The sequence below is a fragment of the Mesorhizobium sp. 113-3-9 genome (genome assembly GCF_016756515.1).
Classification (GTDB): Bacteria; Pseudomonadota; Alphaproteobacteria; order Rhizobiales; family Rhizobiaceae; genus Mesorhizobium.
Genome location: NZ_AP023246.1, coordinates 1,015,873 through 1,031,214 on the forward strand (window position 1 = coordinate 1,015,873; position 15,342 = coordinate 1,031,214).

14 protein-coding genes are annotated in these 15,342 nt (G+C 64.4%); 12 read left to right on the forward strand and 2 right to left on the reverse strand.

The window, feature by feature from the left end; genetic code table 11:
* Window positions 1–7: 7 nt before the first annotated feature.
* From MesoLj_RS04800 to MesoLj_RS04815, 4 genes are all read left to right on the forward strand, one after another.
* Window positions 8–808, forward strand: coding sequence for a ParA family protein (locus MesoLj_RS04800; protein ID WP_080680503.1), 801 nt, complete (start codon window positions 8–10; stop codon window positions 806–808).
* Window positions 809–887: 79 nt separating this feature from the next.
* A complete protein-coding gene (locus tag MesoLj_RS04805) occupies window positions 888–1,775 on the forward strand; it encodes a ParB/RepB/Spo0J family partition protein (protein WP_140776326.1) in 888 nt (295 codons plus the stop codon).
* A 490-nt stretch (window positions 1,776–2,265) separates the two neighbouring features.
* Entirely contained in the window at window positions 2,266–2,892 is a 627-nt protein-coding gene (locus MesoLj_RS04810) for a DUF1326 domain-containing protein (protein ID WP_202325254.1), read from the forward strand.
* 33 nt (window positions 2,893–2,925) lie between these two features.
* Complete coding sequence (locus tag MesoLj_RS04815; RefSeq protein ID WP_202325255.1) at window positions 2,926–3,714, forward strand: DUF2182 domain-containing protein; 789 nt, start codon at window positions 2,926–2,928, stop codon at window positions 3,712–3,714.
* Between the two features lie 26 nt (window positions 3,715–3,740).
* Here the strand turns inward: MesoLj_RS04815 and holA are convergent, their stop codons facing one another.
* Complete coding sequence (gene holA / locus MesoLj_RS04820) at window positions 3,741–4,784, reverse strand: DNA polymerase III subunit delta (RefSeq protein WP_202325256.1); 1,044 nt, start codon at window positions 4,782–4,784, stop codon at window positions 3,741–3,743.
* Between the two features lie 427 nt (window positions 4,785–5,211).
* Between holA and MesoLj_RS04825 the strand changes: the two genes are divergently transcribed.
* The 4 genes from MesoLj_RS04825 (at window position 5,212) to lpdA (ending at window position 10,420) form a co-directional block, all read left to right on the forward strand.
* Window positions 5,212–6,444, forward strand: a complete 1,233-nt coding sequence (locus tag MesoLj_RS04825; protein WP_172347792.1) for a 3-methyl-2-oxobutanoate dehydrogenase (2-methylpropanoyl-transferring) subunit alpha — start codon at window positions 5,212–5,214, stop codon at window positions 6,442–6,444.
* Between the two features lie 3 nt (window positions 6,445–6,447).
* Window positions 6,448–7,461: an alpha-ketoacid dehydrogenase subunit beta gene (locus MesoLj_RS04830; protein WP_202325257.1), complete on the forward strand. Its 1,014-nt coding sequence runs from the start codon at window positions 6,448–6,450 to the stop codon at window positions 7,459–7,461.
* A gap of 1 nt (window position 7,462) precedes the next feature.
* On the forward strand, window positions 7,463–8,785 hold the full coding sequence (locus MesoLj_RS04835) for a dihydrolipoamide acetyltransferase family protein (protein ID WP_202325258.1): 1,323 nt from the start codon (window positions 7,463–7,465) through the stop codon (window positions 8,783–8,785).
* 240 nt (window positions 8,786–9,025) lie between these two features.
* Entirely contained in the window at window positions 9,026–10,420 is a 1,395-nt protein-coding gene (lpdA, locus tag MesoLj_RS04840) for a dihydrolipoyl dehydrogenase (RefSeq protein ID WP_202325259.1), read from the forward strand.
* A 156-nt stretch (window positions 10,421–10,576) separates the two neighbouring features.
* Here lpdA and MesoLj_RS04845 read toward each other — a convergent pair whose 3' ends face one another.
* On the reverse strand, window positions 10,577–11,680 hold the full coding sequence (locus MesoLj_RS04845; protein ID WP_202325260.1) for a saccharopine dehydrogenase family protein: 1,104 nt from the start codon (window positions 11,678–11,680) through the stop codon (window positions 10,577–10,579).
* Between the two features lie 121 nt (window positions 11,681–11,801).
* On the opposite strand from MesoLj_RS04845, the gene MesoLj_RS04850 reads away from it, so the two are divergent.
* The 4 genes from MesoLj_RS04850 (at window position 11,802) to MesoLj_RS04865 (ending at window position 15,336) form a co-directional block, all read left to right on the forward strand.
* The gene (locus tag MesoLj_RS04850) at window positions 11,802–12,230 is read left to right on the forward strand and encodes an Lrp/AsnC family transcriptional regulator (protein ID WP_202325261.1); all 429 of its coding nucleotides are present in this window, start codon (window positions 11,802–11,804) and stop codon (window positions 12,228–12,230) included.
* Between the two features lie 166 nt (window positions 12,231–12,396).
* Complete coding sequence (locus tag MesoLj_RS04855) at window positions 12,397–12,549, forward strand: hypothetical protein (protein WP_202325262.1); 153 nt, start codon at window positions 12,397–12,399, stop codon at window positions 12,547–12,549.
* Between the two features lie 100 nt (window positions 12,550–12,649).
* Window positions 12,650–14,176: an ArnT family glycosyltransferase gene (locus tag MesoLj_RS04860; RefSeq protein ID WP_202325263.1), complete on the forward strand. Its 1,527-nt coding sequence runs from the start codon at window positions 12,650–12,652 to the stop codon at window positions 14,174–14,176.
* Window positions 14,173–15,336 carry a glycosyltransferase family 2 protein gene (locus tag MesoLj_RS04865; protein WP_202325264.1) on the forward strand — a complete coding sequence of 388 codons (1,164 nt, stop codon included), beginning with the start codon at window positions 14,173–14,175 and terminating at the stop codon, window positions 15,334–15,336. The genes MesoLj_RS04860 and MesoLj_RS04865 overlap by 4 nt, the downstream gene beginning before the upstream one ends.
* The last annotated feature ends 6 nt before the right edge of the window (window positions 15,337–15,342 follow it).

Here is a 15,342-nt window from a genome sequence, read left to right on the forward strand (position 1 = left end):
TAAACCCATGATGAAGAACGGCCCCCGAATCATCACCGTAGCCAACCAGAAGGGCGGCGTCGGCAAGACCACCACTGCCATCAACCTGGCCACCGCTTTGGCCGCGATCGGCGAAAAGGTGCTGATCGTCGATCTCGATCCGCAAGGCAATGCCAGCACCGGCCTCGGCATCGACCGCAAGGACCGGACCGTGTCGTCCTACGATGTGCTTACGGGCGAACTGGAACTGGAAGCCGCGGCCATTCCCACAGCGGTGCCTGGCCTGTCCATCGTGCCGTCGACGCTCGATCTGCTCGGCATCGAGATGGAGATCGCCTCGGCGCCCGACCGGGTGCTGCGGCTGCGCAATGCCTTGCGTGCGGCCTCGGCGCGTTCGGCCGGGTTCGGCTATGTGCTGATCGACTGCCCGCCGTCGCTCAATCTGCTCACGCTCAACTCGATGGCGGCCGCCGATTCGGTGCTGGTGCCGCTGCAATGCGAGTTCTTCGCGCTCGAAGGCCTGAGCCAGCTGCTGGAGACTGTCGAGCAGGTGCGCCGGTCGATCAATCCGGACCTCACCATCCAGGGTATCGTGTTGACCATGTATGATGGCCGCAACAATCTGGCCAACCAGGTGGTGCAGGATGTGCGCGAGCATATGGGCGACAAGGTCTACGAGACGATCATTCCGCGCAATGTGCGGGTGTCCGAGGCGCCTTCCTATGGCAAGCCGGCGATTCTCTACGATCTGAAGTGCTCGGGCAGCCAGGCCTATCTGCAACTGGCCTCGGAAGTGATCCGCCGCGAGCGCAAATTGCGCGCCGCTTGATTAGACCGGATGCATGATTAACAGCCGATTCGATACCGAAACGATCTGAACAATTATCTAAAATAGACTTGGAATAAAGATGAGCGAAGATCTCTCGAGGAAAAGACTGGGGCGTGGCCTGGCAGCACTGATCGGCGAGATCGATCGCCCGGCGGCACCGGAAAAGCCCGGCATGAGCGCCGATGGCAAGGTGCCTATCGAGTTCCTCAGCCCGAACCCGAAAAACCCGCGCCGGCATTTTGGCGACGCCGAACTGACCGACCTCGCCCAGTCGATCCGCGAACATGGTGTGGTGCAGCCGGTAGTGGCGCGGCCGTCGCCAACGCAGGCTGGGCGTTACGAGATCATCGCCGGTGAGCGCCGCTGGCGGGCGGCGCAGCGCGCCGGGCTGACCGAGATCCCGGTCATCATCCGCGAAGTCAACGACCGCACCGCGCTCGAGCTGGCGATCATCGAGAACGTCCAGCGCACCGACCTCAACGCGGTCGAGGAGGCGCTGGGCTACCAGCAGCTGATCGACGAGCACGGCTACACCCAGGCCGATCTCGGCAACGTCATCGGCAAGAGCCGCAGCCATGTCGCCAACACGCTCAGGCTGCTGAAGCTGCCGGAGGTGATCCGCGACATGCTGGTGGACGGCGCGCTGTCGGCCGGCCACGCCCGCACGCTGGTGACGGCGGAGGATCCGGCGGGTCTCGCCAAGCGCATCGTCGAGGAAGGTCTTTCGGTGCGCCAGGCCGAGGCGCTGGCCCAGATGCCGGCGGGTCCGACGCCGGCCAAGCCGAAGCAGGCGCAAGCCGCGCCGGAAAAGGATACCGACACGCTGGCGCTGGAAAAGCTGATGACCGATACGCTCGGCATGATCGTGGCCATCGATCACAAGGGCAAGGGCGGCGAGCTCCGCGTTTCCTATCGTTCGCTGGAGCAGCTCGATGAGCTGTGCCGCAGGTTGAAGCAGGATCGGTAATTAGCCGGCGAATTTCTTTTGAACTCAAGGTTTGAACTCAAGGGATGACACAGGGGCGGGCTGCCAGGCCCGCCCCTTTCTTTTGCGGCGTTGGTGATTGGCGAAATCAGCGAAGCGATCAATCTCCCCCCTCGTGGGGGAGATGCCCGGTAGGGCAGAGGGGGGCGCCGTAGAGCGCTACCTCGGTCATCCGCGGTGGCCGAGAACTCGCATCGCGATTGATCGAGAGGCCGGCGGGACAGCGCCCCCTCTGGCTTGCCAGCCATCTCCCCCACGAGGGGGGAGATCGACCAATCGCCTGTCGCCGGCCCTGCCACTCGCGGCTTGACAGTGCCGGGCAACGGAGTAGCCTGAATTAGATATGGCTTAATTATCTGCCCTAGCGTGCCGGTCAGTCGCGGTGAGGGCTATTTGCCATTCCTGCAAGTGTCGTGAAATGGCACCGCCTCGCCGACTATGCCGACGCGCCTGACGCAAGTGGGAGGTGCAAATGGCAGTCCGTTGGCAATTGTCCGGAAGTTACTTCGAAAATTGCAGCTGCGATGTCGTGTGTCCTTGCCTGCTGTCCACCAACGCGCAGCTGACATCGAAGCCGACGAGAGGCGTTTGCGACGTCGGTTTGGTCTTTCATATCGATACGGGCAATTACGGCGACGTTCGATTGGACGGACTCAGTGTCGCGATGGTTGCTCACACGCCGGGTCCGATGGCAAACGGCAATTGGACCGCGGCCGCCTATATCGACGAACGGGCCGATGACAGGCAGACCGAGGCGCTGGGTGCCATCTTCACGGGCGCCGCGGGCGGCCCCATGGCGGTGTTGGCACCCATGATCGGCACGAACCTCGGCGCCAGGAAGGTGCCGATAGACTACCGGATAGACGGCAAGAAGCGGTCGGCGGAGATTGCCGGCGTCATGCGGATGGCGGTCGAGCCGCTGCCGACAATGCGCGAGGACGGGCAGATGTGGGCGGCGACCGGCCATCCAGTCAATCCAGATTGGCTCGCCCTGGCGATGGGATCGGAAGGCAGTACATACACCGACCATGGCATGAGCTGGGACAATTCCCGCCGAAATGGACATTACGCCCCGATCAATTGGTCCGGCCAGCAGTAGCTGTTGGCCGGATAGCATGGAACGTGCTCGTCCATGGCGCCGACGTTGCAGCGATACATCCTTCTCGCGCTGCTGATCGCTATCGCGTCGGCGGCGTGGACCCTGCTTATCTGGCAGCGGATGGGCATGGACGCGGACATGCGCATGGAAATGGTATCACTCACCATGGGCATGAAGGCGCCGCTGTTTCTTGCCGTCTGGATGATCATGATGATTGCCATGATGTTTCCAACCGCCGCGCCCATGATCCTGACGTTTCACCAGGTCCAGGCCGGCAGACAGGGCCGGGGCGAGACCTTTGTCTCGAGCTGGGTGTTCGTGGCCGGGTACATGCTGGTTTGGGGCGTGATGGGCGCTATCGCCTTTGCCGGTGCGGCGGGTGCGCAGATACTTGCTGGGCGTGTGGGATTGTCGACGGCGACGGCCGCGCGCATCGGCGGCGCGCTGCTGATGATTGCGGGCGCCTATCAACTCTCGCCCCTGAAAGATCTGTGCCTCGCTAAATGCCGCACGCCGATCGGCTTCATCCTGACCGCATGGCGCGATGGCTACTGGGGCGCGGTTCGCATGGGCCTGGAGCATGGGCTTTTCTGCCTAGGCTGCTGCTGGCTTTTGTTTCTCGCCCTCTTTCCGCTCGGGATCATGAACGTCGCCGCAATGGCCGTGGTCACCTTGCTGGTCTTTGCGGAAAAGACCCTCCCGTCAGGAGAAGGAATCGCAAAGGTGTCCGGTGTCGGCCTGCTGCTTTATGGCGCGGCGGTGCTGGTCTTTCCACAGGCGCTGCCAACCTTTCAGCCGGTGGGCGCCATGATGATGAATTGACCAATGGGAGCAGGGAGCAGCGTCTCCTACCGCTGCCCCAGCCTCGCGCTTTCCACCGCAATCCCCAGCAGCGCCTGCCGTGCCAGCGCCACCGAGAGATCCGGTCGCCGCCGCGTCTGCAATACGGCGGTCTGCAGCCGGGTCAGCGCGCGGCTGAGCGCCTCGCTGCTCCAGCGCTCGAGCGCCTTTTCCACCAGCTTGCGTCGCGAGAAAAAAACCGGCGGGCGCGCGCCGGCGACGACCGAGGCGGCGTTGCGGCCGGCAGAATCCATCTGGCCGCGCATGACCTGGATCTGCTGCAATTGCCGCATCGCCGAGGACAGCACCAGGAAGGGCGGGCCGCCGGACTGGCAGTGGCGGGTGAAGGCGGTGTCGAAATCGCCGACCTTGCCTTCGAGAAGCGCGTCGACCGCCTCATCGAACGAGGCGCCGGATACGTCGCCCGACATCGCCCGCACCTCTTCCAGCCCGATCTCCTTCTGGCCGTGGGCATAAAGGACGAGCTTTTCGATCTCGCCGCGCGAAGCCAGCCGGTCGCCGCCGAGATTGCGGCGCAGTGCCTGGCGAGCCTCCAGCGTCATCGACATGCCGGCCTTGCGCAGCTCGTCATCGATGACCGTATCGATATCCCTCGCCTCATCGGCGTAGCACGGCAACGCCATGGCGTTGTCCGCGCCCTCGACCACGGCGCGCAGCCCAACGCCCTTCTTGAGATCGCCGGCCTCGATCAGGATGATGGCATCGCGCGCGGGTTCCGCCGTCAGCGCTTTCACGTCCTCGGCCAGCGCCTTCTGGCCGGTGGCATTGCGCACCCAAAGCAGGCGCCGGTCGGAAAACATCGGCACGGTGCGGGCCTCGTCGAGCAGGCGGCCCTCGTCGCGGTCGACCTCGGAACCTTCGAGCCTCACCACGGAGAAGGGATCGTCGAGCGGCAGGCCGGTCTTCTCGGCAAAGGCCTTCGCGCGCTCGGAAACAAGCCCGCGATCGGGGCCATAAAGCAGGACGATGGAGATGCGCGGATCGGGCCGCGCCAGCCAGGAATCGACCTCGAAAGCTTTCTTCTGTGCCATGGAGGGTGGTTAGCATGGCAAGGCGCCGGCGTGAACAGAGTTCGCTGTCCCGCTGTCTTCTCCATTCAGCCTGCTTTCTGGCTACCTGTAGGAAAGTTAAAGATGGCAAGGCTGGCGTTCCTTCACGCCCCCCTCTGCCCTGCCGGGCATCTCCCCCACGATGGGGGAGATTGGCAGCTTCAGCCGCATGCGCCCGACAGTGAATCGCCTTATCTGGCGAAAACCCCCGCGCAACCTTGCGCCTAATTGCGCGCCTCCCCTCAACATCGACAAGAAATTTCGCGGACATATCTTCATCTTGTACTCGGGAGGCTGGATCGGCCGGCGTCGCTGGCCCGATGCGAAAGGCCTGCCCGACGAATTCGCTCTGGTCTGGCGGCGCGGATGTGCAAATATCGGCGCCAGGCAACATTGGAGGACAAAGGTCATGGCCGATGCTGGGATGTTGCGATTTCACGTTCCTGAGCCGGAAGTGCGGCCGGGCGGCACGCCTGACTTCTCCAATGTGACCATCGCCAAGGCCGGCTCGGTGCCGCGCCCCGATATCGATGTCGATCCGCGCACCATCCGCGACATGGCGTTTTCGATCATCCGCGTGTTGAACCGCAATGGCGAAGCCGTCGGCCCCTGGGCCGGGCTGCTTTCCAATGACGAGTTGCTGGAAGGCCTGCGTCACATGATGACGCTGCGGACCTTCGATGCGCGCATGCAGATGGCGCAGCGCCAGGGCAAGACCTCGTTCTACATGCAGCATCTGGGCGAGGAGGCGGTGAGTTGCGCGTTCCGCAAGGCGCTCGAGCCGGGCGACATGAATTTCCCGACCTATCGCCAAGCCGGCCTGCTCATCGCCGACGGCTATCCGATGGTCACCATGATGAACCAGATCTATTCCAACGAGGCCGACCCGCTGAAGGGCAGGCAGCTGCCGGTCATGTATTCCTCGAAGGAACACGGCTTCTTCTCGATCTCCGGCAATCTGGCGACGCAGTATATCCAGGCGGTCGGCTGGGCGATGGCTTCGGCGATCTCGAACGATTCGAAGATCGCCGCGGCCTGGATCGGCGACGGTTCGACGGCGGAATCCGATTTTCATTCGGCCCTGGTGTTCGCCTCCACCTACAAGGCGCCGGTGATACTCAACGTCGTCAACAACCAGTGGGCGATCTCGACCTTTCAAGGCATTGCACGCGGCGGCTCCGGCACGTTCGCGGCCCGGGGGCTCGGTTTCGGCATCCCGTCGCTGCGCGTCGACGGCAATGACTATCTCGCCGTGCATGCGGTGGCCAAATGGGCGGCGGAGCGCGCGCGCAAGAATCTCGGGCCGACGCTGGTCGAATACGTCACCTACCGCGCCGGCGCGCATTCCAGCTCGGACGATCCTTCCGCCTACCGGCCGAAGACCGAATCCGACGCCTGGCCGCTCGGCGACCCGATCGTGCGGCTGAAGAACCATCTGATAGGGCTCGGCGTCTGGTCGGACGAGCGGCATGCGCAGGCCGAAGCCGAGATCCTCGACACGGTGATCGCGGCGCAGAAGGAGGCGGAAAGCCACGGCACGTTGCATGCCGGCGGCAAGCCGTCGACGCGCGACATGTTCGAGGGTCTTTATGCCGAGATGCCGCCGCATCTCAGGCGCCAGCGCCAGCAGGCGGGGGTCTGAGCCATGCCAAGACGGACCATGATCGAGGCCATCCGCGACGCCATGGATGTGTCGATGGGGCGCGACGAGAAAGTCGTCGTGTTCGGCGAGGATGTCGGCTTCTTCGGCGGTGTTTTCCGCGTCACCCATGGGCTGCAGGCCAAATACGGCAAGAGCCGCTGCTTCGACGCTCCGATCAACGAATCCGGCATTGTCGGTTCGGCCATAGGCATGGCTGCGTACGGTTTGAAGCCATGCGTGGAAATTCAGTTTGCCGACTACATGTATCCGGCCTACGACCAGCTGACCCAGGAGGCGGCCCGGCTGCGCTACCGTTCGAACGGCGATTTCACCTGTCCGATCGTGGTGCGCATGCCGACTGGTGGCGGCATTTTTGGCGGCCAGACGCACAGCCAGAGTCCGGAAGCCCTGTTCACCCATGTGTCCGGGCTGAAGACGGTGGTGCCGTCCAACCCGCATGATGCCAAGGGGCTGCTGATCGCGGCGATCGAGGATCCCGATCCGGTCATCTTCCTCGAGCCGAAGCGGCTCTACAACGGTCCGTTCGACGGCCATCACGACCGGCCGGTGACGCCGTGGTCGAAGCATGAGCTCGGCGAAGTCGCCGATGGTCACTACACCGTGCCGCTCGGCAAGGCGGCGATCCGCAGGGCGGGCTCGGCGGTTACCGTGCTTGCCTACGGCACCATGGTCTATGTCGCCCAAGCAGCGGCCGAGGAGACCGGCATCGATGCGGAGATCATCGATCTCAGAACCTTGTTGCCGCTCGACCTCGACACGATCGTCGCGTCGGTCAAGAAGACCGGGCGCTGCGTCGTCGTTCACGAGGCGACGCTGACCTCCGGCTTCGGCGCCGAGCTGTCGGCGCTGGTGCAGGAAAACTGTTTTTATCATCTGGAGGCGCCGGTGGCGCGGGTCGCCGGCTGGGACACGCCCTATCCGCATGCGCAGGAATGGGACTATTTCCCCGGTCCCGCCCGGGTCGGCCGCGCCCTTATAGAAACCATGGAGGCCTGACATGGGCGAGCACATCATCAAGCTGCCCGATGTCGGCGAGGGCGTCGCCGAGGCCGAGCTCGTCGAGTGGCACGTCAAGGTCGGCGATATCGTGCGCGAGGATACGGTGCTTGCCGCCGTGATGACCGACAAGGCGACGGTCGAAATTCCTTCGCCGGTCGATGGCGAGATCCTGTGGCTGGGCGCCGAGATCGGCGACACGGTGGCGATCGGCTCCCCGATCGTGCGGCTGAAAGTTGCGGGTGAGGGCAATGTGAAACCGCAGAGCGGCGAGGCCGTGGCTGCCGAACCGCCGGCCAAACTTCCGACGCCAAAGCCCGAGGCCGCCGCGCCCGCCGCGAAGACCGCGCCAAAGGTCGCCGCTCCGGAAGCGAAACCTGCACCTGCCGTTTCGAAGAGCACCGGGAAACCCTCCGTCTCCGGCGCGCCGCGCCCGGAAGGCGAAAAACCGCTGGCGTCGCCGGCCGTGCGCCTGCGCGCGAAAGAGGCCGGCATCGATCTGAGACAAGTTGCCGGAAGCGGCCCAGCCGGCCGCATCGGCCACGAGGACATCGAGGCGTTCCTGGCGCGCGGGCCGCAGGTCGCCAAGGCATCGGGCCTCGCCCGCAACGATACGGTCGAGGACATCAAGGTGGTCGGTCTGCGGCGCAAGATCGCCGAGAAGATGACGCTGTCCAAGTCGCGCATCCCGCACATCACCTATGTCGAGGAAATCGACGTCACCGCGCTGGAGGAACTGCGCGCCGCGCTCAACAAGGAAAAGCGCGCCGCCAGGGGTGGGGTGGAGAGGCCGAAGCTGACCCTGCTGCCGTTCCTGATGCGGGCGATGGTCAAGGCGATATCAGACCAGCCCAATCTGAATTCGCTGTTCGATGACGAAGCCGGCATCATCCACCAGCATGGCGGCATCCATATCGGCATCGCCGCGCAGACGCCGTCGGGGCTGGTGGTGCCTGTGGTCAAGCATGCCGAGGCGCGCGACATCTGGGATTGCGGCGCCGAGGTCAACAGGCTGGCCGAGGCGGCCAAGTCCGGCACGGCGACGCGCGAGGAGTTATCGGGCTCGACCATCACCATCACCTCGCTCGGCGCGATGGGCGGCGTGGCGACGACCCCGGTCATCAACCATCCGGAAGTGGCGATCATCGGCGTCAACAAGATGATGGTGCGGCCGGTGTGGGACGGCACGCAGTTCATCCCGCGCAAGATGATGAACCTGTCGTCGAGCTTCGACCACCGCGTCATCGACGGTTGGGATGCGGCTGTGTTCATCCAGCGCATCAAGGCGCTTCTGGAAACGCCGGCTTTGATTTTCGTGGATTGAGGGCGATGAGTTGATCGAAACGGTTCAGAAGGCGCCAGCGTCGGGGTTTGAGCTCCCCCTTCTCCCCTTGTGGGAGAAGGTGTCGCCGCAGGCGACGGATGAGGGGTGTTCCAGCGGAATGAGGCGTCGGCGTTCCCTGGAGCACCCCTCATCCGTCTCGGCGCTGTCGCGCCGATCCACCTTCTCCCACAAGGGAAGAAGGGAAGGCGCGTATCGACCGTCGCCAAAAGGACAGCCAACATGAAAGAAATCTCCTGCAAGCTGCTCGTCATCGGCGCCGGTCCGGGCGGTTATGTCTGCGCCATCCGCTCCGGCCAGCTCGGCGTCGATACGGTCATCGTCGAAGCGGGCAAGCCCGGCGGCACCTGCCTCAATGTCGGCTGCATTCCGTCGAAGGCGCTGATCCATGCGGCGGAGGAGTTCGAGAAGGTCTCGCATATGGCCGGCGGCAAGAGCCCGCTCGGCATTTCGGTCACCGCGCCCGCGCTCGACCTTGCCAGGACCGTCGCCTGGAAGGACGGCATTGTCAGCCGGCTCAACAGCGGCGTCGCCGGCCTGCTCAAGAAGGCTGGCGTGAAGACCGTGCAGGGCTGGGCGACATTCCGCGACGGCAAGACCGTCGAGGTCGAGACCGAGACCGGAAGCCAGGTGATCCGGGCCGAGACGATCGTCATCGCCACCGGCTCGGCGCCGGTCGAACTGCCTTTTCTTCCCTTTGGCGGGCCTGTCATATCGTCCACGGACGCGCTGGCCTTGAGCGAGGTCCCCAGGAAACTCGCGGTGGTGGGCGGCGGCTATATCGGGCTGGAGCTCGGCATGGCCTTCGCGAAAATTGGCGCCAAGGTTACGGTGGTCGAGGCCTTGCCGCGCGTGCTGGCGCAGTATGACGCCGAATTGACCCGGCCTGTCGTCAAGCGGCTCGCCGCGCTCGGTATCGAGGTGATGACAGGCGCAAAGGCCAAGGGCCTGTCGACCAAGGGCGATGCCCTGCTGGTCGAGACAGCGGATGGCAAGAGTGCCAAGGTTGCCGCGGACAGGATCCTGGTGACGGTGGGACGCAAGCCGGTGACGGAAGGCTGGGGCCTCGACCAGATCGACCTCGACATGGCAGGCAAATTCATCAAGATCGACGACCAGTGCCGCACGTCGATGCGCGGCATCTTCGCCATCGGCGACGTGACCGGCGAGCCGATGCTGGCGCACCGGGCGATGGCGCAAGGTGAAATGGTGGCCGAGATCGTCGCCGGCCACAAGCGCGGCTGGGACAAGCGCTCGATTCCCGCCGTCTGCTTCACCGATCCTGAGCTGGTGACATCAGGGCTGTCGCCCGAAGAGGCCAAGGCCCAGGGCGAGGTCAAGATCGGCCTGTTCCCGTTCGCCGCCAATGGGCGGGCGATGACCAGGCTCGGCGAAGACGGCTTCGTCCGCGTCGTCGCCCGCGCGGACAACCATCTGGTGCTCGGCATCCAGGCGGTCGGGCAAGGCGTGTCGGAACTGGCGGCGGCTTTCGGGCTGGCGTTGGAAATGGGCGCAAGGCTGGAGGATATCGCCGGGACCATCCATGCGCATCCGACGCAAGGCGAGGGGTTCCAGGAAGCGGCGCTGAAGGCGCTGGGCCATGCGCTGCATATTTGAACGGTTACCCTCCCCCTTGTGGGGAGGGTCGATCCGCGAAGCGGAGCGGGGTGGGGGTCCTCGCCGACCGTCGGCGCTCACCCCCACCCCGTCTCGCAATTTCCGCTTCGCTCCGATTGCGAGCCAACCCTCCCCACAAGGGGGAGGGTAAAAAGCTCAGCTCGCCAGCCGGCTCACCATCTCGTGCTGGGCGTAGGCGCGGCCAAAGCGGTTGGCCAGAAATGCATCCAGCGCGATCTCTTCCTGCTTGACGAAACCGGTCGCCGGCAGGCTGCCGTCGGCCAGCATGTCGAGCACGGCGCAGATGCCGGACGCGGTGGTGATCTGGATGGCGCTGCGCACCTTGTTGCCGACGCGTTGCGAATAGATCTTGTTGGCGTAGGTCTCCTGCAGCAGGCGGCCGTTGCGGCGGCCGGAGACGGTGACGAAGACGATGACCACGTCCTGCAGCGTCGCCGGCAAAGCACTTTCGAAAATGTCCTTCAGCACGTCGCGGCGGTGACGCAGGCCGAGATCGTTGAGCAGCGCCTTCATGATCGCGGCATGGCCGGGATAGCGGATGGTGCGGTAGTTCAGCGTGCGCACCTTGCCCTTCAGCGTCTCGGCCAGCGTACCCAGCCCGCCCGACGTGTTGAACGCTTCGTAAGTGACGCCGTCGAGCGAGAATTCCTCGCGCTCCTCCAGCGGCGGCACTTCGACCAGCTCGCCCTCGACGATCGCCTCGCAGGGCTCGCAATATTCGTTGATGACGCCGTCGGTGCTCCAGGTCAGATTGTAGTTCAGCGCGTTGGACGGGTATTGCGGCAAGGCGCCGACGCGCATGCGCACGCTTTCGAGCGTATCGAAGCGGCTGGCGAGATCATTGGCGACGATCGAGATGAAGCCAGGCGCCAGCCCGCATTGCGGGATGAAGGCGCTCTTGCCCGAACGCGCCAGTTCCTTGACGCGGCGGGTCGAGACGACATCCTCGGTGAGGTCGAGATAGTGCACGCCGGCGCTGGCCGCCGCCTCGGCGATGCGCGTGGTGAGATGGAAGGGGGCGGCGCTGAGCACCGCGAACTTGCCGGCGAGCGCTGCTTCCAGCGCGCCTACCGCCGCGATGTCGAGTTCAAGCGTCTCGACGCCGGCGGGCACTTCGGCCGCGGCGAGCTGTGCCGCCGAGCGGTCGACAAGGGTAACGTGGTAGTCGCCCGTCGCGGCGAGCATCCCTGCAATGGTCGAGCCGATCTTGCCGGCGCCGACGATAACGATGTTGTTCATGATCAATACCCCTGTCACTTCAATCCGGCGGGAATCATCGCAGCTTGCCTGTCGAAAGGAAGTGTGAAATCTGGCGGAGTGAACCCTAATATTAGCCAATTTGCCGAAGGAATTCGTCGAAATGCTCAGTGAAGCCGAACAGGCCCTGCTTTCCCTGCTGCGCGCCAACGCACGCGCCTCGACGGCCGAACTGGCGCGGCAGCTCGGCGTGTCGCGCACGACGGTGCAGAGCCGGATCGAGCGGCTGGAGCAGCGCGGCATCATTGCAGGCTACGGCGTCAGGCTCTCGGCGGACTATGAGCAAGGGCTGGTCAAGGCGCATGTGCTGCTCACCGTCACGCCGAAGCTTGCTGACAGGGTGGTGCGGGCTCTGCAGGCGCTGCCGCCGGTCAGGACGCTGCATTCGGTCAGCGGCAATTTCGACATGATCGTCATCGTCGACGCCCCGTCGATCCGCGACCTCGACGCGCTGCTCGACCAGATCGGCGCCATGGACGGGGTCGAGCGGACCTCATCGTCGATCATCCTGTCGACGCGCATCGACCGCTGAGTGTCGGGGCCGGCCGGGGCCGGGTCGTCCGAGAACAATTCCACCCCTTACTGATTTGTAAGAACCCGGCAAGGCGGCAGTATGATTGACGAGGCAGTGTCACGCCTGAACCGCTGCGGCTAAGACCGTCCCAAGCCGAAAGCCTGTCGTGTTCCGAGAGGTGGCTTTGTCCGTACCGCGCAATATTCCCGTCCGGGCTGGCCGGTGGATCTGGATTACGACCGGCATCGTGTTGCTGGCCATTGCCTTGGTGCTGATCGTCATGTCCGGAAACGAGCCGATGCCGGACTACGGCACCCATCTGTTCTGGTTCTGGTAGCGCCCAGATGCAGTACGACGAGACCTGGCGAGGTGCCGGGGTTGCCACATGGCCCACATCCAGCGCGGCGCGCTCCTTTCCGGCGTACCCGATCTCTCAGATGGCACTTCTCGTCGTCGTCTTCCTGATCTTCAGGATAGGGCTTGCATCGGTCATCCCACTTTCGATTGACGAAGCCTATGCGGTGGTGGTGTCACGCAGCCACTCGCTTTCCTATTTCGATCATCCTCCGATCGGCTTCGCGCTTGCCCGGTTCATGGCGGATATTTTCGGCTGCGAATGCCGGCTCGTGGTGAGACTTCCCTATGTGTTGCTCGGCTCTGCGTCGGCGTTGCTGCTTTTTGCGCTGACCCGATACGCCTATGGCGCCGTTGCCGCATTCTGGGCCGTTGCCTGGTATACGGTCGCCCCGTTCTTTCTTATCTCCGCCGGCCATTTCGTCGTTCCCGACGGGCCGCTTGATTTCTTTCTGCTGGCCGCCGCCTGCCTGGCCGCACCGATGCTTCTCGGCGCTGAAACCCGGTTTGCCCTTCTGCGCTGGTGCGTGGCCGGCGTGGCGCTCGGGCTGGCGCTGATGTCGAAATATCAGGCCGGTCTGTTCGGCATTTCCGCCCTGCTGGTCCTGCTGTTGACGAAACCCGGGCGGGACCAGCTTCGAACCGCCGGGCCATGGGTGGCCGGCGCCATCGCGGCACTTGGTCTGCTGCCGGTCATAATATGGAACATGGATCATGGCTGGATTTCCTTGGCATTCCAGTCCGGCCGGGGTACCGCCAACGAAGGCCATCTCCTGCATCCCGGCAACCTCGCCGTCACATTGCTCGGCCAGGCGCTCTATGTTTGGCCGCCGATCTGGCTGGTCGCCATGGCGTGCCTGTGGCGAGGTGCCTGGGCCGGCTCGGCAACGGATCGCTTCTTTGTGCTGCTTTCGGCGCTGCCCGTCGTGTTCTTCGACTTGGTCGCCCTGTTCAGTGCCCACTCGCTGCCGCACTGGTCGATGAGTGGCTTCCTGTTTGCCTTTCCGCTCGTCGGCCAATGGTGCGGCGCATTCTCGATGCGCAGGCGAACGCTGCTCATCGTGTCTATCGTTCTCGCCGCCGCTGTCGTTCCGCTTCTGGCCACCGGGTTTGCGGTGCAGGCGACAACCGGCGCCTTGACCAGGCCATTTTTCCAGAGGGCGCCGAAGTTCGACGTCAACTGGCAGCTCGTCGACTGGTCTGGGCTGACGGACAGCAAGGTCGCCGACGAGATCAGGCGCGCCAACGGATATGTCGTTGCCTCGAACTGGATGCAGGCGGCAAAGCTCGGCTACGAACTTGGCCCGGACATTCCGGTCGATGTGCTTCCCGGAGATCCGCGCCACTTCCAGTTCATGGACCACAGGCGACTCGCCAGCCAAACCGCCGGCTTCTTCATCGGAGCCATGAATTTCCGCGACGACGAGGCCGCCCAGGAAAAAGCCTATCGCGACAATCTCGGCGGCCTGTTTGTCGTCGACGGCGACGCTAGGCACATAACGCAACGGATCTCCGGATTTCCGGTCTTCGACATGCTGATCCTGCCGGTGAAGCGCGTAGCGCCGCCGCTCTCCAAGGCCGATGGGCAGCCGGCCGGGGGACAGCCATGAACCAGGCGACCACCTACCAGGACGCCCGCGTGGCGTTGACGGCGGAGAGCGCGTTGCCCGTCACGGCTGCGCATGGCGGCCCGGAAGTGACGATCGTCATTCCGACGCTGAACGAGCGCCCCAACATCGGCCTGCTGGTGGCCCGGCTGCGGCAATCGCTGGCGCACATCGACTGGGAAGTGGTCTTTGTCGATGACGACTCGAAGGACGGCACGATCCTGGCGGTTCACGATATTGCCGCCGGCGATCACCGGGTTCGCGGTATCAGGCGTATTGCTCGGCGAGGCCTCGCCGGAGCCTGCCTCGAGGGCATCCTGTCGAGCTCGGCGCCGATCGTCGCCGTCATGGACGGTGACCTGCAACACGACGAAACATGCCTGCCCGCCATGTTCGCGATCCTGCAAGGCGGTGAGGCCGACCTGGTGATTGCCAGCCGTTACGGGAGCGACGGCAGTGCCCATGGCGGATTCACCAGGCTGCGGTCGAGCGTCAGCCGGCTGGCGACGTATCTTGCGCGCCTGCTCCTGAGAACGCCGATCCATGATCCGATGAGCGGGTTCTTCATGCTGCGCAGGGAAATCGTCGACGCCGTGGCGCCCCGGCTGTCGCGGCAAGGTTTCAAGATCCTGCTCGACATTGTCGCGTCTTCGCCAAGCGCCATCAGGATCAAGGAAATCCCTTACGTGTTTGCCCCGCGTCTGCACGGACAGAGCAAGCTCGACTCCCTGGTCGCGCTTGAATATGCCGGCCTGCTGGTCGCGAAAATGTCGGGAGACCTGATCTCGACGCGCTTCCTTGCCTTTGGCCTGGTCGGGTCCGCCGGCGTTGTCGTCCATCTCGCGGTCCTGCATGCATTGTTGCCGCACGGCCTGTCGTTTGCCGTCGCCCAGACAGCAGCCATGTTCACGGCAATGGCCTTCAACTACACCCTGAACAACGCCTTCACCTATCGCGACCAGCGCCGGCGCGGCTGGCGGTTCCTGACCGGCCTGCTTATGTTCGCCGCGCTTTGCAGCTTCGGCGTCGTGGCAGGTGTCGGCGTGTCGACGCTTCTCTACAGCGGCCACTCACGCTGGTGGGTTGCCGGCCTTGCCGGCGCAATCGTGGGCTCGGCGTGGAACTACATCACCAATTCCGCAATCACCTGGCGCCGCCAATAGAGCGGT

What these genes read in the sequence shown, in the direction of transcription:
- MesoLj_RS04860 (WP_202325263.1), top strand. Translation starts at nt 12,650, where the DNA reads ATGGCACTTCTCGTCGTCGTCTTCCTGATCTTCAGGATAGGGCTTGCA.
- lpdA (WP_202325259.1), top strand. Translation starts at nt 9,026, where the DNA reads ATGAAAGAAATCTCCTGCAAGCTGCTCGTCATCGGCGCCGGTCCGGGC.
- MesoLj_RS04810 (WP_202325254.1), top strand. Translation starts at nt 2,266, where the DNA reads ATGGCAGTCCGTTGGCAATTGTCCGGAAGTTACTTCGAAAATTGCAGC.
- MesoLj_RS04865 (WP_202325264.1), top strand. Translation starts at nt 14,173, where the DNA reads ATGAACCAGGCGACCACCTACCAGGACGCCCGCGTGGCGTTGACGGCG.
- MesoLj_RS04850 (WP_202325261.1), top strand. Translation starts at nt 11,802, where the DNA reads ATGCTCAGTGAAGCCGAACAGGCCCTGCTTTCCCTGCTGCGCGCCAAC.
- MesoLj_RS04800 (WP_080680503.1), top strand. Translation starts at nt 8, where the DNA reads ATGATGAAGAACGGCCCCCGAATCATCACCGTAGCCAACCAGAAGGGC.
- MesoLj_RS04835 (WP_202325258.1), top strand. Translation starts at nt 7,463, where the DNA reads ATGGGCGAGCACATCATCAAGCTGCCCGATGTCGGCGAGGGCGTCGCC.
- MesoLj_RS04845 (WP_202325260.1), bottom strand. Translation starts at nt 11,680, where the DNA reads ATGAACAACATCGTTATCGTCGGCGCCGGCAAGATCGGCTCGACCATT.
- MesoLj_RS04825 (WP_172347792.1), top strand. Translation starts at nt 5,212, where the DNA reads ATGGCCGATGCTGGGATGTTGCGATTTCACGTTCCTGAGCCGGAAGTG.
- holA (WP_202325256.1), bottom strand. Translation starts at nt 4,784, where the DNA reads ATGGCACAGAAGAAAGCTTTCGAGGTCGATTCCTGGCTGGCGCGGCCC.
- MesoLj_RS04805 (WP_140776326.1), top strand. Translation starts at nt 888, where the DNA reads ATGAGCGAAGATCTCTCGAGGAAAAGACTGGGGCGTGGCCTGGCAGCA.
- MesoLj_RS04815 (WP_202325255.1), top strand. Translation starts at nt 2,926, where the DNA reads ATGGCGCCGACGTTGCAGCGATACATCCTTCTCGCGCTGCTGATCGCT.
- MesoLj_RS04830 (WP_202325257.1), top strand. Translation starts at nt 6,448, where the DNA reads ATGCCAAGACGGACCATGATCGAGGCCATCCGCGACGCCATGGATGTG.